This window comes from Subtercola lobariae (assembly GCF_014640255.1).
GTDB lineage: Bacteria > Actinomycetota > Actinomycetes > Actinomycetales > Microbacteriaceae > Subtercola > Subtercola lobariae.
Genome location: NZ_BMGP01000005.1, coordinates 153,080 through 176,385, shown reverse-complemented (window position 1 = coordinate 176,385; position 23,306 = coordinate 153,080). Strand labels below are relative to the sequence as shown.

General features: G+C 64.8%; 21 protein-coding genes. 10 read left to right on the top strand and 11 right to left on the bottom strand.

All coding sequences use genetic code 11. The features are described 5' to 3' along the window. Nucleotides 1–37: 37 nt before the first annotated feature. A complete protein-coding gene (gene qcrC / locus IEX24_RS14000; protein ID WP_188679227.1) occupies nt 38–835 on the bottom strand; it encodes a cytochrome bc1 complex diheme cytochrome c subunit in 798 nt (265 codons plus the stop codon). Nucleotides 836–915: 80 nt separating this feature from the next. After that, nucleotides 916–1,545: an aa3-type cytochrome oxidase subunit III gene (gene ctaE, locus IEX24_RS13995; RefSeq protein WP_229715326.1), complete on the bottom strand. Its 630-nt coding sequence runs from the start codon at nt 1,543–1,545 to the stop codon at nt 916–918. Nucleotides 1,546–1,649: 104 nt separating this feature from the next. On the opposite strand from ctaE, the gene trpD reads away from it, so the two are divergent. From trpD to dhaM, 4 genes are all read left to right on the top strand, one after another. Then, entirely contained in the window at nt 1,650–2,702 is a 1,053-nt protein-coding gene (gene trpD, locus IEX24_RS13990; RefSeq protein ID WP_188679226.1) for an anthranilate phosphoribosyltransferase, read from the top strand. 128 nt (nt 2,703–2,830) lie between these two features. Continuing rightward, a complete protein-coding gene (gene dhaK / locus IEX24_RS13985) occupies nt 2,831–3,832 on the top strand; it encodes a dihydroxyacetone kinase subunit DhaK (RefSeq protein ID WP_188679225.1) in 1,002 nt (333 codons plus the stop codon). Between the two features lie 7 nt (nt 3,833–3,839). Next, nucleotides 3,840–4,526 carry a dihydroxyacetone kinase subunit DhaL gene (gene dhaL, locus IEX24_RS13980; RefSeq protein ID WP_188679224.1) on the top strand — a complete coding sequence of 229 codons (687 nt, stop codon included), beginning with the start codon at nt 3,840–3,842 and terminating at the stop codon, nt 4,524–4,526. 1 nt (nt 4,527) lies between these two features. Beyond that, a complete protein-coding gene (gene dhaM, locus IEX24_RS13975) occupies nt 4,528–5,289 on the top strand; it encodes a dihydroxyacetone kinase phosphoryl donor subunit DhaM (protein ID WP_188679223.1) in 762 nt (253 codons plus the stop codon). 108 nt (nt 5,290–5,397) lie between these two features. Here the strand turns inward: dhaM and IEX24_RS13970 are convergent, their stop codons facing one another. The 6 genes from IEX24_RS13970 to IEX24_RS13945 all read right to left on the bottom strand — a co-directional run bounded on the left by IEX24_RS13970 (nt 5,398) and on the right by IEX24_RS13945 (nt 12,154). Beyond that, the gene (locus IEX24_RS13970) at nt 5,398–5,949 is read right to left on the bottom strand and encodes a Dps family protein (protein ID WP_188679222.1); all 552 of its coding nucleotides are present in this window, start codon (nt 5,947–5,949) and stop codon (nt 5,398–5,400) included. Between the two features lie 45 nt (nt 5,950–5,994). After that, nucleotides 5,995–6,795, bottom strand: coding sequence for an SDR family NAD(P)-dependent oxidoreductase (locus tag IEX24_RS13965; RefSeq protein WP_188679221.1), 801 nt, complete (start codon nt 6,793–6,795; stop codon nt 5,995–5,997). Between the two features lie 87 nt (nt 6,796–6,882). Then, nucleotides 6,883–8,718 (bottom strand): glycoside hydrolase family 15 protein, encoded by a 1,836-nt coding sequence (locus IEX24_RS13960; RefSeq protein WP_229715324.1) that lies wholly within the window; start codon nt 8,716–8,718, stop codon nt 6,883–6,885. Nucleotides 8,719–8,778: 60 nt separating this feature from the next. Beyond that, complete coding sequence (locus IEX24_RS13955) at nt 8,779–9,558, bottom strand: glycosyltransferase (RefSeq protein WP_229715322.1); 780 nt, start codon at nt 9,556–9,558, stop codon at nt 8,779–8,781. Then, nucleotides 9,555–10,943 carry a bifunctional PIG-L family deacetylase/class I SAM-dependent methyltransferase gene (locus IEX24_RS13950; RefSeq protein ID WP_188679220.1) on the bottom strand — a complete coding sequence of 463 codons (1,389 nt, stop codon included), beginning with the start codon at nt 10,941–10,943 and terminating at the stop codon, nt 9,555–9,557. Before IEX24_RS13950 ends, IEX24_RS13955 begins: the two co-directional genes overlap by 4 nt. Then, nucleotides 10,937–12,154 carry an acyl-CoA dehydrogenase middle domain-containing protein gene (locus tag IEX24_RS13945; protein ID WP_188679219.1) on the bottom strand — a complete coding sequence of 406 codons (1,218 nt, stop codon included), beginning with the start codon at nt 12,152–12,154 and terminating at the stop codon, nt 10,937–10,939. Before IEX24_RS13945 ends, IEX24_RS13950 begins: the two co-directional genes overlap by 7 nt. Before the next feature lie 231 nt (nt 12,155–12,385). Here IEX24_RS13945 and glgX point away from each other — a divergent pair, with 231 nt between their 5' ends. Together glgX and IEX24_RS13935 are read left to right on the top strand one after the other, a co-directional pair. Next, on the top strand, nt 12,386–14,437 hold the full coding sequence (gene glgX, locus IEX24_RS13940) for a glycogen debranching protein GlgX (protein ID WP_188679218.1): 2,052 nt from the start codon (nt 12,386–12,388) through the stop codon (nt 14,435–14,437). Nucleotides 14,438–14,502: 65 nt separating this feature from the next. Next, entirely contained in the window at nt 14,503–15,327 is an 825-nt protein-coding gene (locus IEX24_RS13935; protein WP_188679217.1) for an alpha/beta fold hydrolase, read from the top strand. Between the two features lie 162 nt (nt 15,328–15,489). On the opposite strand, the gene cls is transcribed toward IEX24_RS13935, so the two are convergent. Further along, on the bottom strand, nt 15,490–16,962 hold the full coding sequence (gene cls, locus IEX24_RS13930) for a cardiolipin synthase (protein WP_188679216.1): 1,473 nt from the start codon (nt 16,960–16,962) through the stop codon (nt 15,490–15,492). A gap of 231 nt (nt 16,963–17,193) precedes the next feature. Here cls and IEX24_RS13925 point away from each other — a divergent pair, with 231 nt between their 5' ends. After that, nucleotides 17,194–17,490 (top strand): putative quinol monooxygenase, encoded by a 297-nt coding sequence (locus IEX24_RS13925; RefSeq protein ID WP_188679215.1) that lies wholly within the window; start codon nt 17,194–17,196, stop codon nt 17,488–17,490. A gap of 22 nt (nt 17,491–17,512) precedes the next feature. Here the strand turns inward: IEX24_RS13925 and IEX24_RS13920 are convergent, their stop codons facing one another. Continuing rightward, nucleotides 17,513–18,181 (bottom strand): GAP family protein, encoded by a 669-nt coding sequence (locus tag IEX24_RS13920; protein ID WP_188679214.1) that lies wholly within the window; start codon nt 18,179–18,181, stop codon nt 17,513–17,515. Nucleotides 18,182–18,294: 113 nt separating this feature from the next. On the opposite strand from IEX24_RS13920, the gene IEX24_RS13915 reads away from it, so the two are divergent. Beyond that, nucleotides 18,295–19,554 carry an AI-2E family transporter gene (locus tag IEX24_RS13915; RefSeq protein ID WP_188679213.1) on the top strand — a complete coding sequence of 420 codons (1,260 nt, stop codon included), beginning with the start codon at nt 18,295–18,297 and terminating at the stop codon, nt 19,552–19,554. Here the strand turns inward: IEX24_RS13915 and IEX24_RS13910 are convergent. Beyond that, nucleotides 19,461–20,924: an O-acetylhomoserine aminocarboxypropyltransferase/cysteine synthase family protein gene (locus IEX24_RS13910; protein WP_188679212.1), complete on the bottom strand. Its 1,464-nt coding sequence runs from the start codon at nt 20,922–20,924 to the stop codon at nt 19,461–19,463. The two genes, IEX24_RS13915 and IEX24_RS13910, sit on opposite strands and share 94 nt — an antisense overlap. Nucleotides 20,925–21,055: 131 nt before the next feature. Here IEX24_RS13910 and IEX24_RS13905 point away from each other — a divergent pair, with 131 nt between their 5' ends. Both IEX24_RS13905 and mtnN read left to right on the top strand, forming a co-directional pair. Beyond that, nucleotides 21,056–22,375, top strand: a complete 1,320-nt coding sequence (locus IEX24_RS13905; protein ID WP_188679211.1) for an LLM class flavin-dependent oxidoreductase — start codon at nt 21,056–21,058, stop codon at nt 22,373–22,375. Nucleotides 22,376–22,453: 78 nt separating this feature from the next. Next, a complete protein-coding gene (mtnN, locus tag IEX24_RS13900) occupies nt 22,454–23,251 on the top strand; it encodes a 5'-methylthioadenosine/S-adenosylhomocysteine nucleosidase (RefSeq protein ID WP_188679210.1) in 798 nt (265 codons plus the stop codon). Nucleotides 23,252–23,306 lie beyond the last annotated feature (55 nt).

The following is a 23,306-nucleotide window of genomic DNA, read 5'->3' as shown; positions in this document are numbered from 1 at the left end:
CGAGCCTCAAATGTAGGTGCAGGTCTGGCCGAAGTTGTTAGTTCGACTTCGCTGTGAGCCAGACCGTCAGTGCGACGACAGCGCCGATTCCGAAGATCCAGATGAACAGACCCTCGGCGACGGGGCCGAGGTTGCCGAGGTCGTAGCCGCCGGTCGAGTCGTTGTTCTGGATGTACTTCAGGTAGGTGATGATGTCGCGCTTGTCTTCAGGCGTGATGTTGTGGTCGTTGAACACGGGCATGTTCTGCGGGCCGGTCAACATGGCCTCGTAGATGTACTTGGAGTCGACCCCGGTGAGAGAGGGCGCGAACTTGCCCTCTGTCAAAGCTCCACCGGCGCCCGCGACGTTGTGGCACATGGCGCAGTTGATGCGAAAGAGCTCGCCACCGTTGGTCGCGTTACCGTTCGCGGTGAGCTGGTCATCGGTGGGAATCGCTGGGCCCGGTGAGAGCGATGCGACGTAGTCGGCCAGCGCCTGCGTCTGCTCTTCGGTGAACTGCGGCGGCTTCTCCATCGCCTGAGGGCCTTGCATTGCGAGCGGCATGCGGCCGGTGCCCACCTGGAAGTCGACGGATGCCGCACCGACGCCGAGCAGGGCCGGCCCCGCCGTGCTGCCTTCGAGCGACATGCCGTGGCAGGTGGCGCAGTTGGCGGCGAACAGCTTCTTGCCCTCATCGACGCTCGACTGCGAGGTCGATGAAGCCGTATCGGTCTGCGCGGTTGCAGTGCTGGTGAAGAGCGCGTACCCGCCGCCGGTGAAGGCGAGCCCGATCGCGATCAGAACGACAGTAGCCAGGGGGTGTCGTCTGTTCGCTTTCGCTGGTTTGCGGGCCATTCTCTCAACTTTCTTTTGTGACACTGTGTGGTGCGATGTGCTCGAAAAGTGATCGGCGGGCGATCTCTGTTCGCGACGTGCTATTTGAGGATGTAGATCACCAGAAACAGGCCGATCCACACCACGTCGACGAAGTGCCAGTAGTACGAGACGACGATGGCGCTCGTTGCTTCGCGGTGACCGAAGTTCTTCACGGCGAACGCTCGACCGATCATCAGCAGGAAGGTGAACAGACCCGCGGTGACGTGAAGTGCGTGGAAACCGGTCGTGAGGTAGAAGGCCGAACCGTAGGCCGATGAGCTGATGGTGATGCCCTCTTGAACCAGGTTGGAGTACTCCCAGACCTGGCCCGAGACGAAGCAGGCGCCCAGCAGGTAGGTGAGGAAGAACCACTCGACCATGCCCCATTGCGTGGGCTTCCACCCCGTGGCACGCTTCTGCAGGCGCTCAGCGGCGAACACACCGAATTGGCAGGTGAACGACGATGACACGAGGATCAGCGTATTCACGGTTGCGAACGGTACGTTCAGATGACCGGCCTCGGTATTCCACAGCTGCGGCGAAGTCGAGCGCAGTGTGAAGTAGATCGCGAACAGGCCGGCGAAGAACATGACTTCGCTGCCCAGCCAGACGATCGTGCCGACGGCCACAACATTGGGCCGCTGCACCAGGGGTGCGGTGGTGGTTTGGTTCAGCGATTGGCTCGTCACGGTTCCATTATGTCCGATTTCTTATCCGCTGTTTCGCATTTGCCACAGGTTGTAGAAGTCGATTCCAATCGGGCTGCCTCTCTGCACCATTTAGGATCGCTGTTATGGCGTCTGAACAGAGTTGGTCTCATCTAATTTCTTCTCTTCTCGAGCAGAAAGACCTGTCGATCTACGACGCCACCTGGGCCATGAACGAGGTCATGGAGGGGCGGGCGACACCCGCTCAACTGGCCGGTTTTCTGGTCGCCCTGCGCTCGAAAGGCGAAACCGTCGACGAGATCGTGGGCTTTCGCGACGCGATTCTCGACCACGCCATTCCGCTCGATGTCGACCCGTTCGCCCTGGACATCGTGGGCACCGGGGGCGACCGGTTCGGCACAGTCAACGTCTCGACCATGGCCTCGATCGTGGCCGCAGGGTCGGGCGTGCCGGTCGTCAAGCACGGCAACCGTGCAGCGAGTTCACTCGCCGGCTCGTCAGACGTGCTAGCCGCTCTCGGGCTGAATCTCGACCTCGAAGGCGAGCAGGTCGCTGAGGTGTTCGCCGAAGCGGGAATCACGTTCGCCTTCGCCGCGAAATTCCACCCCGGTTTTCGACACGCCGGGCTGGTGCGTTCTGAACTCGGCATTCCGACCGTTTTCAACTACCTCGGCCCACTCTGCAACCCCGCGCGACCCGAGGCATCTGCGGTCGGCGTGGCGCAGCTCGACCGCGTGCCGCTGTTCGTGGGCGTGTTTCAGACTCGCGGCGCAACAGCGCTGGTCTTGCGTGGCGATGACGGGCTCGACGAGCTGACGACTACCGGGCACAGCCACATCTGGGAGGTGTCGCGCGGTGCGGTGACCGAACACGACCTCGAACCCCGCGACCTCGGCCTCAAGCGTGCGCACATCGACGAGCTGCGCGGTGGGGATGCCCGTGCCAACGCCGAGACCGTGCGCCGCGTTTTGGCGGGCGAGCCCGGCCCCGTTCGCGACATCGTGCTCTTGAACGCAGCAGCCGGTCTTGTCGCCTTCGAGCTCGCCCGTGACCCGAGCCAGGTACAGCGCAGCATCGTCGAACGTTTCACCGAGCAGATGCAGACGGCTGCCGCGGCTATCGATTCCGGGGCCGCCGAGCGCAAACTCACGCAGTGGGTCGCGGCCACTCAGCGCTGAGCCCCCCGCGTGCCGCCGAGCGACTACGACGAGCCAGTTCGCCCTACTCGCGAGCATCCAAAAGGCGTAGGTTGGTGCTCGAGCGGCCGACTGACCCGCCGGCGCTCTAACCAGATGAAGGATTTTCAATGAAGAAGCTCATCAATGATCCGAAAGACGTCGTAGCCGAGGCGGTGGCCGGCATCGAGCTGGCTCACGGCGACCTCGTCACCGTCTCGCACGACCCCCTCTACATCGTGCGCAAGGGTGCGCCGTTCTCGGGCAAGGTGGGGCTGGTCAGCGGTGGCGGTGGCGGTCACGAACCCTTGCACGGCGGTTTTGTGGGCTTCGGGATGCTCGATGCCGCCGTTCCCGGGCCCATCTTCACCTCGCCCACCCCTGACCCCATTCTCGCCGCGACTCAGGCCGTCGACGGTGGTGCCGGCGTGCTGCACATCGTGAAGAACTACACCGGTGACGTGCTCAACTTCGAAACCGCGGCAGATCTGGCGGGCGCCGAAGGCATCGAAGTGCGAACGGTGATCGTCGACGACGACGTAGCCGTGAAAGACAGTCTCTACACCGCAGGTCGTCGCGGCGTTGCCGGCACGGTTCTGGTCGAGAAGATCGCCGGTGCTGCCGCCGAACGAGGCGACGATCTCGACGCCGTCGCCCACGTGGCCACGAAGGTGAACGCGCAGACCCGCACCCTCGGCATCGCGCTTACCGCACCAACCGTTCCGCACGCCGGCGAACCGAGCTTCACGCTGGCAGACGACGAGATCGAGATCGGCATCGGCATCCACGGCGAGCCCGGTCGCGAGCGCATCAAGCTCGAGCCGGCCGATGCCATCGTCGACCGGATGCTCGAGCCGATTCTCGAAGACCTGCCCTTCGCCTCAGGCGATGAGATACTGCTCTTCGTCAACGGCATGGGCGGCACCCCACTCGTCGAGTTGTATATCGTCTTCCGCCGCGCCGCAGAGGTGCTCGCCGAAAAGGGCATCACGGTGAAACGAACCCTGGTGGGCAATTACGTCACCTCGCTCGAGATGCAGGGCGCCTCGATCACTGTGTTGAAGCTCGATGATGAACTGACCGAACTGTGGGATGCTCCTGTGCAGACCGCAGCACTTCGGTGGGGAAGGTAGAACAGCTATGAGTTTGGGCATCACCTGGGTAACCGACTGGATCAGGCAAAGCGCGCGCGTCATCTCTGAGCACCGTGTCGAACTGATCACCCTCGACCGCGAAATCGGCGACGGTGACCACGGCGAGAATCTTGACAGAGGGTTCACGGCCGTTCTCGGCAAGCTCGATGACCTGCCGCCAGATTCGGTTCCAGGTGATGCTCTAAAACTTGTGGCGACGACACTCATCTCTACGGTCGGCGGCGCCTCAGGCCCGCTGCTCGGTACGGCGTACCTGAAGGCCGCCGGCGCTGTGGGTAAAGAACCCGAGTTGAACGGCGCGGCCATCGTCGCCCTGCTCACGGCAGCCCGTGACGGCGTGGTGCTGCGCGGCAAGGCCGAGGTGGGCGACAAGACCATGATCGACGCCTGGACTCCGGCAGTGGATGCCGCGGCGGCAGCCCTCGCCGACGGAAAGAACGAGGTCGAGATCTTACAAGCCGCGGCTGACGCCGCCGAGAAGGGCGCTGAATCCACCGAGCCCATTGTGGCGCGCAAGGGCCGGGCGAGTTACTTGGGGGAGCGGGCGATCGGTCATCGCGACCCGGGATCGCAGTCGTCGGCGCTGCTGATTCGGGCTGCGGCAGACACTGCAGCGGCCGACGACAGCTCGGCTGGCGAAGGCAGTTCGGCTGACGACGGCTCGGCCTCATAGCATGCCCGGTACCGAGGGCAAGGTGGGGCTGGTTTTTGTCTCGCACAGCACGAAGATCGCCGAGGGTCTTGTGGAGTTGGCTGCGCAGATGGCTCCGGCCACGTCTCTGGCTGCGGCCGGAGGTACCGACGAAGGCGGAATCGGCACCAGTTTCGACAAGGTCACGGCCGCGATCGGCGAGGTGGATTCAGGCGTGGGCGTGGTTGTTCTCGCTGACCTGGGCTCGGCCATCCTGACCGCCGAGACGGCCCTCGACTTTCTCGACGACGATGTGCGTGAGCGGGTCGTGATCGTCGATGCTCCGTTGGTGGAGGGTGCCGTCGCGGCCTCGGTGACCGCCGAGATCGGTGGCATGCTCGACGCGGTGGTCGCGGCCGCCGAGTCGGCGCGCGGCGACTCGGGTGAGGTGCCCGGCCCAGACCCCGTGGGTTCGGCATCACCAACACCAGCGACAGCACCAGGGGCATCAAGCGCGCCGGGGCAACCCCCCGCAGCGCCCGAAGGTGCCGGGCTCTCGCGTACGGTCACCATCGTGAACAAAGACGGCCTGCACGCGCGCCCGGCCGCCGAATTCGTGAAGCTGGCGAACACGTTCACGTCGAAGATCTCGATCAACGGCAAAGACTCGAAGAGCCTGCTCGGCATCATGTCGCTGGGGCTCGTTCGCGGCACCACCGCAACGCTCTCGACGGCAGACGCCGAGGGCAAGCCTGCCCTCGACGCCCTCGCCACCCTCATCGAGTCGGGCTTCGGCGAGGCCTAACGGCGGTTTGAGCGACTTTTTCGGACGAACGCGACCGCCCAGGCCGTCGCGTTCGTCCGAAAAGCTCGCGCTCCGGCGCAGAGGTCGCGCTCAGACGGCCGAACAGGGTTATTTGGCGGTAGCTTTACGGTTTTCGGCCGAGACCATCCAGGCGTACTGCTCGAGTTGCTCGATGATGGCGTGGAGGATGTCGGCGCTGGTCGGGTCGGCGTCGTCGACCGTGTCGTGAACGTCACGCATGGTCGCGGTGACCGACTCGAGGCGAACGGTGACGAGGTCGACGGTTTCGGCCGTGTCTACCTCGCCGTTCGGGTACTCGGGAAGAGTGGTGGTCGCGGCGACGGTGTCACTGCGGCCGTCGGGCACCGCGTGCAGGGCGCGCATGCGCTCGGCCACGGTATCGCTGAATTCGCGAGCAGAGTCGATGATCTCATCGAGCTGCAGGTGCAGGTCGCGAAAGTTCTTACCGACGACGTTCCAGTGCGCCTGCTTGCCCTGAATGTGCAATTCGATGAGGTCGACGAGAACCTGCTGCAGAGCATCCGTCAGCTCTTTCGGCGCCGTGAAACCGCGCTCTGCGCCCTGACGGCGGGTGCCTTTCGCGCCGCCGTCGGCGGCCACCTTCACGTTGCGTTCGATGGTCGAGGTTGAGGGTGACATGGGTGGTGCCTTTCTGTTGGTTGTGAAGCGAAAGAGGCGGCGGGGTCAGATGGTCGCGACCGAACCGGAGTCGACCCGGTAGTTCGAGCCGTTGACGAAGCTGGCGGCCTCTGAGCACAAGAACGCGATGACATTCGCCACTTCGTCGGGCTCGCCGCGGCGCTTGAGCTCCATGTGCGGCCGTTCCTCATCGAGAAAACTGACGATGGCCTTGTCGACGGTGGTGCCGAGTTCGCCGGCCCGCTTTTTCATCATGGCGTCGGTCATGGGGGTGTGGATGAACGCGGGAGACACACAGTTCACGAGAAGCCCTTCGAGCGCATAACTTCGAGACAGCCCCTTGGCGAGAGCGAGAATTCCGGCCTTCGCCGAGCAGTACGGAATCTCGTCGTCGTACGGCTGAACCGCGTCTTCAGACGCGACGAACACAAGACGGCCCCAGCCGCCCTTTCGAAGGGCCGGCAAGAACGCCTTGACCAGGCGAACCGGGCCCATCAGGTCGACGAGCAGGGTGTTGGTCCAGCCCTCATCGGTGATTTCGTGAAACAGACCCTGCGCGCCGGTGATGCCGGCCGATTGCACCAGAATGTCGATGTCGCCCACGGCGCCAGTCACGCTCTCGGCGAGAGCTGCGATGGAATCGACACTGGTCAGATCGGCGGCGAAGGCGAAGAGCGTGCCGTCGTCGGCCTTCAGCTTTTTGGCAGCGGCCTCGAGGCTCTTCTGGTCTTGGTCGGTGATGACCACGGTGACACCCTCGGCGAGCAACAGACGTGCGGTGTGCCAGCCGATGCCCGAGTCTGCGCCTGAGATGAGTGCCTTTTTGCCGCCGATGCCGAGATCCATGCCTCGAGGCTACGCTCGGCGTCAGGCCCGCGCGCGGGTGGCCTTGGGTGGTTGACAAGCGCCGTGAAGTGGTGGTTCGATGCCCGGTCAGCTGCGCGTGCGCTTGCCCGACGCCTTCGGCTGGTTGCGGGTGAGTTCTTCGATGGTGATGGCCGCGTTGATCAGGGCGAGGTGACTGAGCCCCTGAGGCAGGTTGCCGAGAAACGAAGAGTCAGCCGGGTCGATCATTTCGGAGTACAGCCCGACATCGTTCGAGAGCGCCACCAGTTCGTTCATCAGCTCGACCGATTCGTCGTGCCGCCCTACGCAGACCAGAGCGGATGCCAGCCAGAACGAGCACGCGACGAACGCCGCCTCTTCGGCCTCGACACCCGAATACCGGTAGACGAGCGGGCCATCGGTGAGCCCGTCGATGATGGCGTCGATCGTCGATGACATGCGCGCCCCGCGGTCGAAGCCGCTGGGGCCGTGCAAGAGCACCGAGGCATCGAGTTCGTCGGTGCCGGGATAGGCCACATAGCTCTGCTTCTTCTCTGACCAGCAGTGCACTCGCACCCACTCTTCGATGAGGCCGCGTTCGGCGCGCCAGCGCGACGGGTCACCGGGAATCTGACCCAGTTCGCAGAGTTCGATGGCGCAGGTGAGCGCCTGCCAGCAGCCCATCTTCGACGAGGTGTAGTGGCGCTGTTCGCCGAGCTCCCAGATGCCGGCGTCTGGCTGGCGCCAGGCGTCGCAGGTGCGGTCGGCGACTCCCGCGAGCATCCGCCCCGTGTCTGCATCGAGTACGTTGCCGGCCGAGACGTAGAGCCTGATCACGTCGAAGAGGTCGCCGAAAACGCCGAGTTGCAGCTGGGTGCTGGCCGGGTTGCCTGTGACGACGGGGCCTCGGCCCTTCCAGCCGGGAACCGCGTGCTCGTCGACCAAGCCCGGCAGTTCGCCGTCGAGCGTGTAGAAGACGTGAAGTTCGGGGCCGTGTCGTCGAATCGTCTTGAGGAGCCACGAGACGGCGGCGTGGGTTTCTTCGCGCAGGCCGAAACGGATGAGCGCGTGCAGCATGTATGCCGTGTCGCGAATCCAGGCGTAGCGGTAATCCCAGTTCTTGCCGCCGGAGAAGTTCTCGGGCAGTGACGTGGTCGCGGCTGCCGCGATGGCGCCCGTGGGGCTGTAGATGAGCAGTTTCAGGGCGAGCGCGCTACGCGAGACCGCGTCGGCCCACGGCCCGTCGTACGAGAACTCGCGCGACCAGTTCTGCCAGTTGGCGATGGTTCGGTCGACGCCGTCGATGACAACAGTGGGGTCGGGCAGGTGCAGTGGTTCGTTGGCGGTGCCGACGATGGTCAGCAGGTGCCGCGAGGTGCCGGTGGTGCTGAAGCGGCCGACCATGGCGCGGTCGCCGCCGCCTCGGGGGCCGTGGTCGACGCCGCGCACCGCGATCATGACCGAATCGACGCGAATGACCGCACCGTGAGTGGTTTTCTGCACCCAGGGCGAGGCGGTTGCCAGACAGGTACCGGGCGCGACCTTCCAGCGAAAGCGAACCGTGCCAGAGACGCCGTCGACCCGGCGAGCGAGTTCGGCCCAGGGCATGCGGCCCGCGATGCCCGTGACCAGGGCATCCGTCACCGTTGCAACGCCGGTCTCGGTGGTGAAGGTGGTCTCGAGAACGTTGGTGCCCTCGATGTAGCGGCGCTTGGCGGTGAACGGCTGCGTGGGGGTCAGCTCGATCGAGCCGCCCTCGGCCTCGTCGAGCAATCGCGCGAAGACCGGCGTCGCGTCGAGATTCGGAATCGGAAACCAGTCGACGCTGCCGTCGAGCGCAACGAGTGCGACCGTGCGGCCGTCGCCGAGTGCCCCATATGACCGGAGATCGACGTACCCGCGCCGTCTGATCGGCGTCGTCGCCGTGTCATTGTCGGTGGTCACAGGTGGATGTTCGGGGGCAGCCGCTTCGTTGGCATGCTTTCTCGTCGCAGAAGTCACCCTCTACCGTACGACACCTTCGGTCGGCATCAGCTGGGTGCGCAGGTAACCCGCAAAACCGCCGGGGGTGCGGCCGAACCGGCGCCCAGAGGTCACGACTTCGAGTGCGTTCGACGCGACGAGGTGCGCGCCGGTCTCGCGAAGCCGTGCGACGAGGTCGACGTCTTCGTGTTCGGCCAGTGGAGCGAATCCCCCCACTCGGAGGTAACTGTCGGCCCGCACGCCTAGGTTTGCGCCGTAGATCAGTGCACCTGTATGGGCGGCCGGATGGGCGAGATACCACGCGTCGATCTGCTCAGCCGAGAGGTCGTCGAACGCCGGGCGTACCGTGCCGATCACGGCGTCGGCTCCCGCGTCGGCCAGCCTCAGCTGCTCGGTGAGCCAGTGCTGAGGTACCGCGGAGTCGGCGTCGGTATTGGCGATCCACACCCGGGCCGGGTCACTGTGCAGCTCGGCCAGGGCGCGGTCGATGCCGATGGCGCGAGCCCGCCCGACGTTGCCTCCGGGAGCCGTGGCCACGACGACCTCGGCGAACCGGGCGGCGCAGGCAGCCGTGCCGTCTGCGCTGCCGTCATCGACCACGATCGTGATCACCCGGGGTGCCTGGGGTGCCCGGGGTGCCCCGAGCGCCCCGTGTTCACGGTGCTTCGCCGACGAAAGGCGCAGCTCGTCGGCGAGCTGATCACGTGCTCGTGCGAGGGCGGCGAGACATTCGCTGATCAAGGGTTCTTCGTCGCGGGCCGGAACCACTATGGCGATCGCCTCGACGGGCGGGGGTCTCACGCTAATCCCGCCTCAGTCGCGACCGATCGCGGGTCGGGCGAATACACCTCGAGCACGAAATCGGCCTCGACATGCGCGACGAGGCGAGTCCAGCCCACTCGATCGGCGTGCCGCCCGAGATGCGCGTGCACGGCGTCGCCGGTTTGCGGATAGTCGGCGACTTCATGCCGCCAGTGGCACGCAATGAGGTGGCCGGTCGGTGTCATTGCGCCGCTGACATGCTCGAGAAGCCGGTCGAGAGCAGCCGGGTCGAGGTAATACGCGACCTCTGAAAGCACGATGAGATCGAAGCTGCCCGGCGGAAACCGTTGTGTCACATCGGCCACTTCGATGGTGACTTGAGGTTGATCGCTGAGCCGTTCGCGGGCGAGTTCGACGGCCGCTGGTGCGATGTCTACCGAGAGCAAGGCGTCGCAGCGGGGTGCGAGGTCGGCCGTGAGCACCCCGATCGAGCATCCGATCTCGAAAGCCGATGAGTAGCGCTTATGGGGGAGCGAGGCGACGGTGACGGCGCGCTTACGCTCTTCGTACCAACGGCTTTCGAACCCCCACGGGTCAGCCGTGCGGGCGTAGGCCTGGTCGAAGTAGTCGCCACGCAGGGTTGAGCGAGAAGTCGAGGAGAGTCGAGCCACGAAGATTTCGTCGTCGCGGTCGAAATTCGCGAGAAAAGTGGGGTGCAGCACGGCCTCGTCGCCTGGGGCCGTGCTCAGCGCGCCGATTTGCGAGGAGTAGGCGGAGATGGCCTGATCTTTCGACAGCGCCGCCCATTCGCTCAGCGGGAGGCTGACGAAGTCGTTCCACGGTGTGTCTCGGTGGGTGGGGGAGCCCCAGTGCCACAACCAGATGGGATATTCGAGAAAATCGAGTTCGAATTCGGCCGCGAGATCGGCGGCGACGGCGCCGAGGGTGCTGTGGTCAGGGTGGCCATCGCCGCGCCAGGGAGCGACGAGAAGGGTACGCAAAGGGGGAGCTGCGCCCTTGCCGACGAGCAGCTCGGCCAGAGATGCTCGCAGGTCGTCGGCGTGCTGGGCGAGCATCCCGTCGCCGAAGCCCAGCTCGATGAGTCGCGAACCAGGTGCGAGCAGGTCGAGGGCGGCGCGCACTTCGGCCGAACGGCGGTTCGCCATCGTCGCTGCTTCGACGGTCTGCGAATGGGGGTGCGAGGCGTCACCGGCGGTGACGATCACAACGGTCAGGCGGATGCTGCGGGCGAAACACTCGGCGATCAACCCGCCTGCTCCCAGCGTCTCGTCGTCAGGGTGGGCGGCGAGCACGACAAGCTGTTTCACGCCTTCGAGGCTCAACTGAGGCAGCTGCGCCCAGCGGTTGTCGGCAGCCCATTCGGCACGCGTAGTGCCCGGCTGTCGCGCGTCGAAGGTCACCACGGCTGCTCCCTTCGCGCCGCGAGCTGTGCGCCGAGCTCAGCGTCGTCTTTCTCGGCGTGATGTTGGCGAAGGTAGAGTTCGAAGTCAGCGACGCGTTTCGCGTGAGCCTCGTTCTGGGCAAGAGGCGCCGGCCCGAGGGCGTGTGCGGCGTGTGCGAGTACGGCTTCGGATGCCCGTGCGACGGTAGCCCGCACCCGCAGGGCGAGCAGGCGACCGTCGTCACTGGTGGCGGCTCCCGCGTCGACGAGCGCCGCAGCCTCTCGCAACGCTCGTCGGCTGTCGCTGAGCAGTGCGTCGATGGCGCCGAGGTGCATGAGCAGAAACGGGTTCGGCGGGGCGCCGGGTACGGGCGCGGCCGCGGTGGGAGTGGTTGCCGGCGCCCCGTTGGGGTCGGCGGCGGGCGCGGGCGTGGCCGTGGGGGTTGGCGTTGTGGGGTGCGCTGCAGCCGCGAAAACGGCGCGGGCGACTCCCACGGCGCCGCCGTACCAGCACGCTGCTACTCCGATGCCGCCCCACGAGAATCCCGGCCGCTCGAAGTACCAGCGCGGCTCGCCCACAGGAGTGGCGGGTACGGCGTCGAAGTGCACGGGGCCGCTCGGTATCTCAGCCAGGCCGCGCGCGAACCATGCACCGGGTTCGACGCGAACGCCGCTGTATGTGAGATCTACCGCGAAGAGCTGCCGTTCGCCGCTCGGCAGGGTGGCCGTCACGAGCGCGGCGCTCAGTCGGTCGGCGAGCGAGCACCACGGTTTGGTTCCCGAAAGTACCGCACCGCTGCCGTGGCGGTCTGTTGTGACCAGTCGAGCGCCGAGCGGTGGCTCACCCCCTGGAGCCTCGGCGGCGAACACGCCCCAGGTGCGGTCGTCGGTTGGCGCAGCGACGGCCGTGCTATTGCCACCTGCGTCGTGCTCGGCGGCCTCGGCGAGAATCGACAGCGCATCGAGGTACGGCTCGACGGCACGCGCCGCTCCGAGGTCGTGTGCGGCGATGGTGGCGAGGGTCTGCCAGAGCTGCTGGGTCTGGCCGATTCCGGGGCGGATGCCCAGAGCACCCAGCCGCAGGGCCGCCGCGAGGGAGTCGGCTACCGTTGGGCGAGGGTTTTCGAGGAGCGGCCGCAGGGCATCCATCACCCCGTCGGCGAACGGCCTCGAAGCCGCTTGCGACAAAAGTGGTGCGGGTTCGAAAGAGACGTAGTGCGTCGTGTGCTGCACGTGGCCTCCTCTGCAATCTGCTCGGTTCACCCTAAAACGCGAACGCAGATAGAGGCCGCGCGACGGCGACCCCTTGCGCCCGTGAGCGAATTGCGGCATGGCGGCCGCATCGCGGGGCGAAACTTCGTCGCAGCACCCCTCTTCTCCTTCACAAGCGGGCTCTCGGCGGCAGTTCGTCAACCCCCACCCTGGCGGCGACACTGGTGCCGGCCATTCGGTCATGATGGAGCAATGCCTACTGACGCCCTCCGCTCGCTGCCCTACCCGCTCGGTGTAACCCTGCTCGACGGGTCGATTTCGTTCGCCCTCTACTCCGAGACCGCCGATTCGGTGTACTTCTCGAGCTTCGACGAGAACGGAACAGAAACCCAGACCCGCCTGACCGAGCGCACCGGGCACGTCTTTCACGGCATCGTCGAAGGCGCGGGCATCGGCACCCGATATGGTGTGCGAGTCGACGGCGAGTGGAACCCCGAGAACGGCCTGCGGCATAACAAGCACAAACTGCTGCTCGACCCGCACGCCACCGCGATCGAGGGCGACTACACCTGGGGTCAGGCCGTGTTCGGTCACGACATGAACGACCCCGAGACCCGCGACGACACCGATTCAGCAGACTCGACGCCGCGCTGCGTCATCACCGACCCCGCCTTCGACTGGAATGAAGGCACCCCAGACCAGGCGCCCCGTACCCCGCTCTCAGAGACCATCATCTACGAGACGCACGTCAAGGGCTTCACCCAGCAGCACCCCGATGTGCCAGAAGAGCTTCGGGGCACCTACGCAGGTCTCGGGCATCCGGCAGCTATCAAATACTTCACCGACCTCGGCGTGACCGCAGTCGAATTGATGCCCGTGCACCAGTTCGTGCAAGACAGCCACCTGCTCGAAAAGGGTCTGCGCAACTACTGGGGCTACAACAGCATCGGGTTCTTCGCCCCGCACGGCGACTACGCGGCCGGCGGCGACGGCGGCGCCCAGGTGAACGAGTTCAAGGCCATGGTCAAGGCTTTTCACGCGGCCGGACTCGAGGTGATTCTCGACGTGGTCTACAACCACACCGCCGAGGGCAACCACATGGGCCCCACGCTCTCGTTCAAGGGCATCGACAACGAGGCCTACTACCGCTTGGTTCAGGATGACCGGGCGAACTACTTCGATACAACAGGTACCGGCAACAGCCTCAACGTCAGCCACCCGACCGCCCTCGGCCTGATCATGGATTCGCTGCGCTACTGGGTCACCGAGATGCACGTCGACGGCTTTCGGTTCGACCTCGCCACCACGCTCACCAGGCAAGGCGGCGACGCCGAACTGCACAGCGCCTTTCTCACGCTCATTGCGCAAGACCCCGTGCTCGCGCCCGTGAAGATGATCGCCGAGCCGTGGGATACGGCCGGCTACCAGGTGGGCGGCTTTCCCGCCGACTGGTCGGAGTGGAACGGCAAGTTTCGCGACGACGTGCGCGACTTCTGGCAAGGCACCGACGGCATTCTCGGCACGCTCTCGCAGCGTGTACTCGGCAGCCCCGACGTGTATGAGGCCGACCGGCGCTCGCCGCTGTCGAGCATCAACTTTGTCACAGCACACGACGGTTTCACTCTCGCCGACCTCACCTCGTACAACCAGAAGCACAATGCGGCGAACGGCGAAGACAACAACGACGGCGAGAGCGACAACAAGTCGTCGAACGGTGGAGCAGAAGGCCCCACTGACGACCAGGCCGTCTGCGAACGCCGCGACCTGCTGCGCCGCAACTTTCTGGCGACCCTGCTGCTGAGCGCCGGCGTACCCATGATTCTGGGCGGCGACGAGATCGCCCGCACCCAGGGCGGCAACAACAACGCCTACTGCCAAGACAACGAGATCTCGTGGTTCGACTGGGCGAATGCCGACAACGACCTGCTCGAGTTCACCAAGACCCTCATCGCGCTGCGCCGCGAGAACCTCGCCCTGCACCCGGCCTGGTTTCGCCAGTCGCCCGAGGTCGGCGGCGACAACACGGTGCAGATCGAGCGTTCTGATGCCGAAGGGTTCAGCGACGACGACTGGCAGAATCCGGATGCCCGCTCCATCGCCTTCGTTCTCGAACACGAAAGCGCAGACGCCTTCGCCCTCCTCCTCAACGCTGCCGCGAACGGCGTGGAGTTTCAGGTGCCGCCCGCGCCGCACGCCGAATGGCAACTCGCGGCCTCGAGCGATCCCGCCCAGCAGGTAGAGGGCGATGTCACCACGCTCATCGTGGCCGGCACCTCGTTCACCCTGCTGCGCAGCCGCGCCTGACCCGCTGCGCAGCCGTGGCCTAGCCGGGTCTTGACCGCGCGGGAACGAGCGGCAAGGGTGGGGTTATGTCGATTCTCTCGGATGCGCTCGCAGCCTTGCACAGGCCCAAGGCGCCGCTGCTGCACGTCGCCATCGACGAGGGATCGGGCCCGCCGGTCATCCTGGTGCACGGCATCGCGTCGTCGTCGGCCGCGTTCCACTACGTGGTTCCGCAGATCGAGGCAAACCACCGGATCATTGCCATTGACGTTCTCGGGTTCGGCCAGTCGCCTCAACCGCCCGGTGCCGAATACACGATGCACGAGCACGTCGACGCCTTGGCGGCGACCATCCACTCGCTGCATCTGCACGAGCCCTTCGTGCTGGTCGGCCACTCATTGGGCTGCCTGATCACCTCCCGGTTTGCGTCGACACACCCCAAGCTGGTGACCCATCTCGTGCTGATCAGCCCGCCCATCTATCTCAATCCCATGGAGATCGGCGACCCGAAACTGCGCAAGCGAGTGTCGGGCTACCTGAAGATTTATAACTACCTGCTCGAGAACAAAGACTTCACCGTCGCACGTGCCGCTGTTGTCTCACGAATGCTGCCCGTGCAGCACGTACTTGAAATCACCGAAGAGAACTGGGTGCCGTTCGTCAAGTCGATGCAGCACTGCATTGTGGTGCAGACCATCATCAGCGATCTGGCTCACGTGGAGGCGCCGATCGATGTCGTTTACGGTCGGTTCGACGAGTTCATCGCGCCCGGCAGCATCGCCATTATCGAGAAGATGCGCGGTGTCACTGTGCACGTGGTGCAAGCGAGTGACCACATGATCCGCCCGCCGATGGCGCGGGTCGCCGCGGCCGCCATCAACGCCGACCCTTCGACGCTCGCCTCGGCCTGACGCACGAGCCGCGCCGCGCTTGGAGCGAGCGGCCCGTTCAGGGCCGCCCGCCGCGCGAGATGCGCCGCGCTTAGGGTGGGCGGTCCGTTCAGGGCCGCCCGCCGCGCGAGATGCGCCGCGCTTAGGGTGGGCGGTCCGTTCAGGGCCGCCCACCGCGCTCGCCTACTGCAGTGCCGAAGTGAGCCGCGCCAGGTTGTCGAGAATGGTCGAGCGCAGAGGTTGCAGCATCCACTCTTCGAGCGTCAGCTCTTGGCTGAGGGCGCGATAGCCGTCTTCGACAGCACGCATGTCTCGCACGAACGACGCGCCGCGAACCATCAGCGAAATCTCGAGGTCGAGGTTGAACGACCGAATGTCCATATTGCTCGAGCCGATGACTGCGAGATCGTCGTCGATGGTGAAGTGCTTGGCGTGCAGAATGTACGGCGAGCGGTACAGCCAGATGCGCACCCCGGCGCGCAGCAGCGCCTCGTAGTACGAGCGCTGGGCATGGTAAACCCCGGCTTGATCGCCGATCTCTGACACGAACAACTCCACCTCGATGCCGCGCTGGGCGGCCGTGGTGATGGCGTAGAGCATCGAATCGTCGGGCACGAAATACGGCGAGGTGATCGAAACCCGCTTCTGTGCGTAATACATCAGCGCCAAGAACAGGCGCAAGTTGTTCTCGCCCTCGAATCCCGGACCACTCGGCACAAGCTGGCAGTCGAGCGCGTTCGGCGACGTGTCGACCAGCTCGTCGCCGATCTCTACCGTCTCGCGGGCGAGTAATTCGTTCGTCTCGCTGTACCAATCGGTGATGAAGATGGCGTTGATACCGCTCACCACCGGCCCTTCGACCCGCGTCATCAGGTCTTGCCATTGCAGCCCGCGTTTGATGTTGCTCTTCTTGTTGTAACTGCGGTCGATGAGGTTCTGCGACCCCATGAACCCCACCGTGCCGTCGATCACGAGCAACTTGCGGTGGTTGCGCAGGTCGGGCCGCTGCCATTTGCCCTTCAGCGGTTGCACGGGCAGCATGAATTGCCAGCTGACACCGATTTCGGTGAGCTTCTTGAACGTCTGCCGGTGAGTGGATGTTCGTACCGAAGCAATATGGTCAAGCAGTACCCGCACGATGACCCCCCGCTTCACCGCAGCCTCGAGCGCAGCGAAGAAGTCAGTCGTCACCGGGTCGAGAGCGATGATGTAGAACTCGCAGTGCACGAACGTCTTCGCCCGCCCGATCTCTTCGGTCATGGCGGCGATCGCGGCCTCGTAGTCGCCGATCAGCGTGGCCCTGTTTCCACCGACGAGCGGCATCGCCCCCAGCTGCCGATTCAGTCGCACCACCGAACGGAGCCAGGTCGGCCACGGCTCTTCGTCGCTGACCAGCTCGATGCCCTTGGTGGTCTCGATGATGAAGCTGTTGATAGCGGCCTGTTTGTCGCGCCGCTTCTTCGGCAGCTTGTAGCTGCCGATCAGCAGAAAGACGGCGACGCCGATGTACGGAATCAAAAAGATCGCGAGCAGCCAGGCCATGGCAGCCGCGGGCCGACGATTGCGGGGCACGATGATGATGGCGGCGATACGCACCCCGAGGTCGACCAAAAAGCCCGCAATGATGATGATGAGCGTGATCTGGTCGCCGGTCATGAAATTCCCCCTGTAGAAGCCGCGGGTGCAAAAGCCGCGGGCGCCAAGGCCCGATCCGCCGCGAGCATGAATGGTGCCGTCGAGATAGAGCCAGCGCAGGGGCATCGGGAGACATTGGTCACGACCGGCCAAGACGGAGTGCTCGCGATGGTCATGCACTCATTATCTCGGCTACCGCTCGCCCAGAGTGCTTTCGCCACGAGCGCCGAGGTGTGTGTCAGACTCGAAAACATGACACTCACCGCTTTTCTCGACATCACTCTCAAGCCCGAAGTTCTCGACACGGCTCCGGCGATCATCCACGACACGCTCTCGCATACGCGTGCATTCGAGGGCAACCTCGGCGTCGAGGTCATCACCGATGTGACCGACCCGCACCACCTCGTTGTGGTGGAGCACTGGCAGAGCATCGAAGCCGATCAGGCCTACCGCGCCTGGCGTGCAACGCCCGAGGGAGCATCGCCGCTCGGCTCGTTGGTGACGGGGCCGCCGAAGCTCACGAAGTTCACCGATCTACCGGGCATCTGACCAACGCAAGCCCGGAGACGAATCAGAGGTCGCTGACCCCGGTGCCGATGATGAAGACGCCGATCATCACCATGATGAGCACGGTGACGATTTTGCTGTTCCTCGAAATCCAGGCGCGCGCGCTGACCAGGCGCGGCTGCATCTTCACCGGTGAGGCCAACGTTACGATGATGGGCAGGGCGACCGTCGACGCGCCGATCACCGTGTAGATGACGACCAGAATGACGATGTCTGCCGGAGTCACATCTGCGCTGTGCAGCGCGAGCCCCGCCGCGATCGCGAGCAGAATGCCCTTCGGCCTAAAATTGAGCGCTAGGGCGATGCCGAACGCCGGCAAGGCGCCGAACGAGGCAATAGCCCTGAGGTACGCCGGTTCGGTTTTCGACGGTGGTTTGCCCCTGTTGCGTCGCCAGGTGATGTAGGCGAAGACGAGCATGGCCACGCCCACGATAATCTCGCCGACACCCGCAATCACATCGGGCTCCCGCAGTTTCGGAGACGGCAACGCCTGCGCGAACACAGTGAACAACGTGACGACAAGCGCGATTCCGAAGACCCAGCCCACCAGAAACGGCACGGCAGCGCGGTTTCGTTTGGGCGAAAGCAGAATCAGAATCGTCGCGGTGATGGGCACCGAACTCAGCGCAACCGCAACAGCGATGGGCAAGATGTGCCCCAGTGCCTGCAGCATTCGGTGAGACTCCCTCGGTCACGGTGTAAACGTTTGTACAGTGAAGCGTAATGTCTATCTCGAGGTTCCTCGCGTTCCTACAAAGGAGAACCGACCAATCGGAGGGGTACCCGATGACTGACTCAAGCGTTTCTGACGCCACGCAGCCAGACAGTTCGGCGAGAAAAGGCGCGGCCGAAAGAGGTCTCGCCGTCTTCAACGGTCGGTATCCGCGAGGAACCATCATTCTGCTAGGACTGGCTGCTGCTGTTGTCACCGCCATCGGGCTGAGCAGCATTCGCAGCATTCTGGCACCCACACTGCTCACTCTGATCTTGACCATTTGCGCTCACCCGGTTCGCCGGGTGCTCGAGAAGCGCGGTGTTCCGCACGGTATCGCAACAGGTTCGGTGATTCTGGTGGTGTTCTTGCTGCTGGCAGGGTTCACCTACACGTTGATCATCGCGTTCGCCCAATTCGCTTCGATGTTGCCGCAGTACTCGTCGCAGCTCGATGCGCTCGGGTCGAATATCACGGGATGGCTCTCGAGCATCGGGGTGGATCCGGCGCAAATCAGTCAGGTCGCGTCGAGCTTTAGCCCCAGCACGATCATCAGCGTTGCGCAGAGCGTGTTGGGCAGCGTGTTCAGTATCACCACGTCGCTGGTCATCGTGCTGACGTTCATGATTCTGATGTCAGCCGACGCCGTCTACGTGCCCACGATTCTCAAACAGCTCTCTGAACGGCAGCCGAACTTCGTCATCGCCATTCAGCAGTACGCCTCGAACGTGCGCCGCTACATGGTCGTGACCACAGGCCTCGGAATCACCCAGGGTGTTCTGAGTGCTCTGGCCCTGTGGATCATGGGTGTTCCCTCGGCGCTGCTGTGGGGCCTTCTGGTGTTCTTGTGCAGCTTCATTCCGAACGTGGGGTATTTCTTCGCCCTGATTCCGCCCATCGTGTTCGGCTACCTCGTGGGTGGGTGGCCGATGGTGATAGCGGTCATCGTGGTGTACGGCATCATCAACGCGGTGGTGCAGTCGATCATCCAGCCGCGCGTCGTCGGCAACGCAGTGTCACTCAGTCAGACGCTGACGTTCTTCTCGGTGCTGTTCTGGGCGGTCATCATCGGGCCCATCGGCGCGATTCTGGCGATACCGCTCACACTGCTCGGCAAGACGATACTTGTCGATTCAGACCCGGCCGCACGCTGGTCGAGGCCGGCGCTCGGCCCTACCGCTGAGACACGGGCGATCATGAAAGCAGACGACGTGGCGAGTAAGGCCGCGCGCAAAAAGCGTTACGCCGAGAAGCGCGCGGTCAAAGCGGGTGAGCCTGCAACGGTCGACGAAACGGCGAGCACGTCGTCGGCGCCGGGTTCAGGCACCGAGTAGAACTCGTCTGCAGCGTGGTCTGTTGCGGCAACGTGGCCTGCTCCGCCTGCTCGGGATGCCCGCAGCTTCGTAAAGGCCAGCTCGAGGTCGGCGATCAGATCTGCTTCGTCTTCGATGCCCACCGAGAGGCGAACGAGGCCGTCGTAGATTCCGAGGCGGTATCGTTCGTCAGCGCTCAGGTGCGCGTGCGAGGTGGTGCCCGGGTGCAGCACAAGCGAGCGCACATCGCCCATGTGCGACATGCGGCTGAAGAGTTCGAGCGAGTCGATGATGGTTCGAGCATCGGCTTGCCCGCCGGCCAGAGTAAACCCGAACACCGAGCCGGTGCCCCTGGGGTAGTATTTCGTGGCGATGGCGTGCGAGGGGTTCGAGGCGAGGCCGGGGTAGTCGACCGAGGTGACCTCGGGCTGGCTCTCGAGCCAGGTGGCGATGGCCAGTGAGTTGCGTGAGTGACGATCGACACGCAGCGAGAGGGTTTCGAGACCCTGCTGCAGCAGAAACGCGTTCAGTGGTGAGAGGGTAGGGCCGAGCCGGCCGGCGATGATGGTGCGGGTGTACTCGAGGTACGCCTTGTTGCCGAACTTCTCGGTCAGGGTCGGGCTGCTCGGGCCGCCGATGGGCGTGCTGAACTGCGGAAACTTTTCGGGGTAGCGCGCCCAGTCGAAGTTGCCGCCGTCGACCACCACACCGGCGAGTGAAGCGCCATGGCCGCTCAAGAACTTGCTGGCCGAGTGCACCACGATGTTGGCGCCGTGCTCGATGGGCCTGATCAGGTAGGGGGTCGACGCGGTGCTGTCGATCACGAACGGCAGGCCTTCTTCACGCGCGAACTCGGCGATCAGGCCGATGTCGATGAGGTCGTTCTTCGGGTTCGGAATCGTTTCGCCGTAGACGGCGCGCGTGTTGGGGCGTACCCGGCGCTTCCAGTCGGCGATGTCGTGCGGGTCGTCGACGAACTCCACCTCGATGCCGAGGCGCTCGAAGTTCTCGCGAAAAAGCGTCTTCGAACCCTCGTACAGGCTCGGTGTCGACAGAAAATGGTCGCCTGAGCGCAGTATGCCCAGCAGCGCCACAGTGATGGCGGCTTGTCCGCTCGCAACGAGTAGAGAATCGACGCCGCGCTCGAGGGCGGTGATCTTCGCCTCGACGGCCGTGTTCGTGGGGTTGGCGTATCTCGTATAGACGAGGCCGCCGTCATGGCCCGCGAAACGCTGCTGAGCGTGGTCGAACGAGTCGAAAACGAACCCCGCGGTCAGGTAGATGGGGGTGATGCGTGCACCGACATCGCCGTCGACGACCTCACCGGCATGAACCTGTTCGGTGGTGAAACCGAAATTGTCTTCGCCGTAAGCCTGTGTGGTGGTAGTCATGGTGCGTCTGTCTCCTTCGTAGTGCTTACGGTACGGATACGGCGGCCGGGCATCCAATCGGCTATTCATACAACGAAACAATCCGAAAGCAGAGTTCGGTCGGGCCGCGAAGAGTAGAAGAGACTAGAGGCATGTCACAACCGCAACACTTCGGATGGTTCTTCGGCCGCGGCTTCGGCCCGCAAGGCTGGGGCCGAGCCGATTACCGGTGGAACTACGCCTGGCAGAAGCCGCAGATCTACCAGCAGTCGATTCGCGAACTCGAGCAGGCCGGATTCGACCTGCTCATCATCGAAGACGCGCTCTCGCTCGGCTCGCCTGAGACGCTCGACCTGCGAGTGAATGCGGCCTACGGCGGCCCGAAGCACGACCCGCTCATGCTCGCACCGTATCTGTTTGACGTTACCTCGCACATCGGAATCGCTCCGACGGTGAACGCGGGGGCGTACCCGCCCTACCTCGCCGCCCGCCAGTTCGCCACGCTGCAGCACCTCAGCGACAGCCGCTTCGGAGTCAACGTGGTGACCGATGTGAAAAGCGCCCGCCACTTCGGTCTGCCCGAGCTCTCGCACGATGGCGCCTACGATCGTGCCGAAGAGTGGCTCGGCGTCATTCGCGAGCTGTGGCACAGCTGGGATGACGGCGCGTACGTGAACGAGGTGTCGACGGGCCGCTTTGCCGATGGCGGCCTGCTTCGGCCGGTGCGGCACCGGGGTGAGTACTTTCAGCTCGAGGGGCCGCTGAATGCGATTCCGTTCGATGCGGGCGACCCCGTGATCGTATCGCCGGGTGGATCGGGGCGCGGGCTGGCGTTCGCCGGGCGGCATTCGGAGGTACAGCTGGCACTTGCTCCGTTGACGGTGCCGAGCGTGACGGCGTACCGCGCCAAGATCCATGCGGCGGCCATTGAGCAGGGCCGAGACCCCAGCGACATCGCTGTACTTTTTGTGATCAAACCCGAGATCGTGGGGAGCGAAGAAGAGGTTTCGCGGGTGGTGGCTGCTTCCGAGCATCCGACCGACGACGTGCTCTACGAGGTGCTGGCCGCGCAGTCGAGCGACCTCGAGACGAACCTCACGGTGCTCGACCTCGACAAGCCCATCGGGCCAGACGTGTTCGGGCAGCACGTGTCGCAGGGCACCATCAACAACCTCGTAGGGTTGGGCGGTGACCGCGACCGCGACACGCTGAGGCAGATCGCCACCCGAAAGGCGCGGAAGGGGCGGCTCTCAGACGGCAGTGGTTTCGTGGGCACGGCGCACCAGTTCGCCGATTTCGTCGAAGAACTGGGCGAGGGCGCAGGCAACGACGGATTCATCATCAACGGCGACCTGCACCCCGTCACCGTGCACCGGATGCTCGACGAAACGGTTCCCGTGCTGCGCTCTCGTGGCATCCTCCGTGACTCCTTCGGCGGCGGCGGTCTGCGCGCGAACCTCGCCGACTTCTAAGGCACTCGTCGCTGCCCGTATGCCGTGTCCGGTGCCTCGGGGCGGTCTGCGCGGGGTGGGTCTCGTAGAGTGAGAGGTATGAACGTCGACGCGGTCATCATCGTGGCGATGGATGACGAGGCAGCCCCGTTTCTGGCGCGCGCCTCGGCAGTCAGTGAGCCGTGGCAGGTGGGGCATGCGGTGTATCGGCGGGTGACGCTCGCCGGGCATCCGGTGCTGCTCGTGCGCAGTGGAATCGGCTTGGTGAACGCTGCCGGCGCTGCGACGTCGGCCATTCTGGCGACCGAGCCCGACGCCGGTGCCACGGGCGCCGTCGGGCCTATCGTGATCAGCGCGGGCACCGCCGGGGGAGTAGCGCCCGCCGTGCACGTGGGCGATGTGGTGGTCGGCAGCGAATACATCAACGTGGATGCTGATGCTCGAGTCTTCGGCTACGAACTCGGTCAGGTGCCGAAGATGCCCGCCCTCTACCGAGCCGCGGCCGCGCACATCGAGGCGGCTTCAGCGTCGACCGCACTCGCCTCGACAGGGGCGGCCTCAGCTTCGACCGCGCTCACTTATACCGAGGTCGCCACCGCAGCCCCCACAGCCTCGGCGGTGCGCGTCGGACTCGTCGTGTCGAGCTACTCATTCGTCACCGAAGCGCGCGCGGCGCAGATCATCCGCGAATTTCCGGCGGCGCTAGCCACAGACATGGAATCGGTTTCGCTCGCCCAAACCTGTCACGTGCACGGCCGCCCGTTTCTCTCGGTGCGCGGCATCTCAGACCTCTGCGGGCCGCCCACCGACGACTTTCTGACCCATGTAGACGACGCGGCAGACCGCTCGGCCGACGTCGTGCTAGCCCTCTTCGACGCCCTCCTCCCCACCTCCTGATTGCCGACGGTCGCCACCGGCTCCTGGGGCGCAAGCGCGCCGAGAGTGCTGGCGG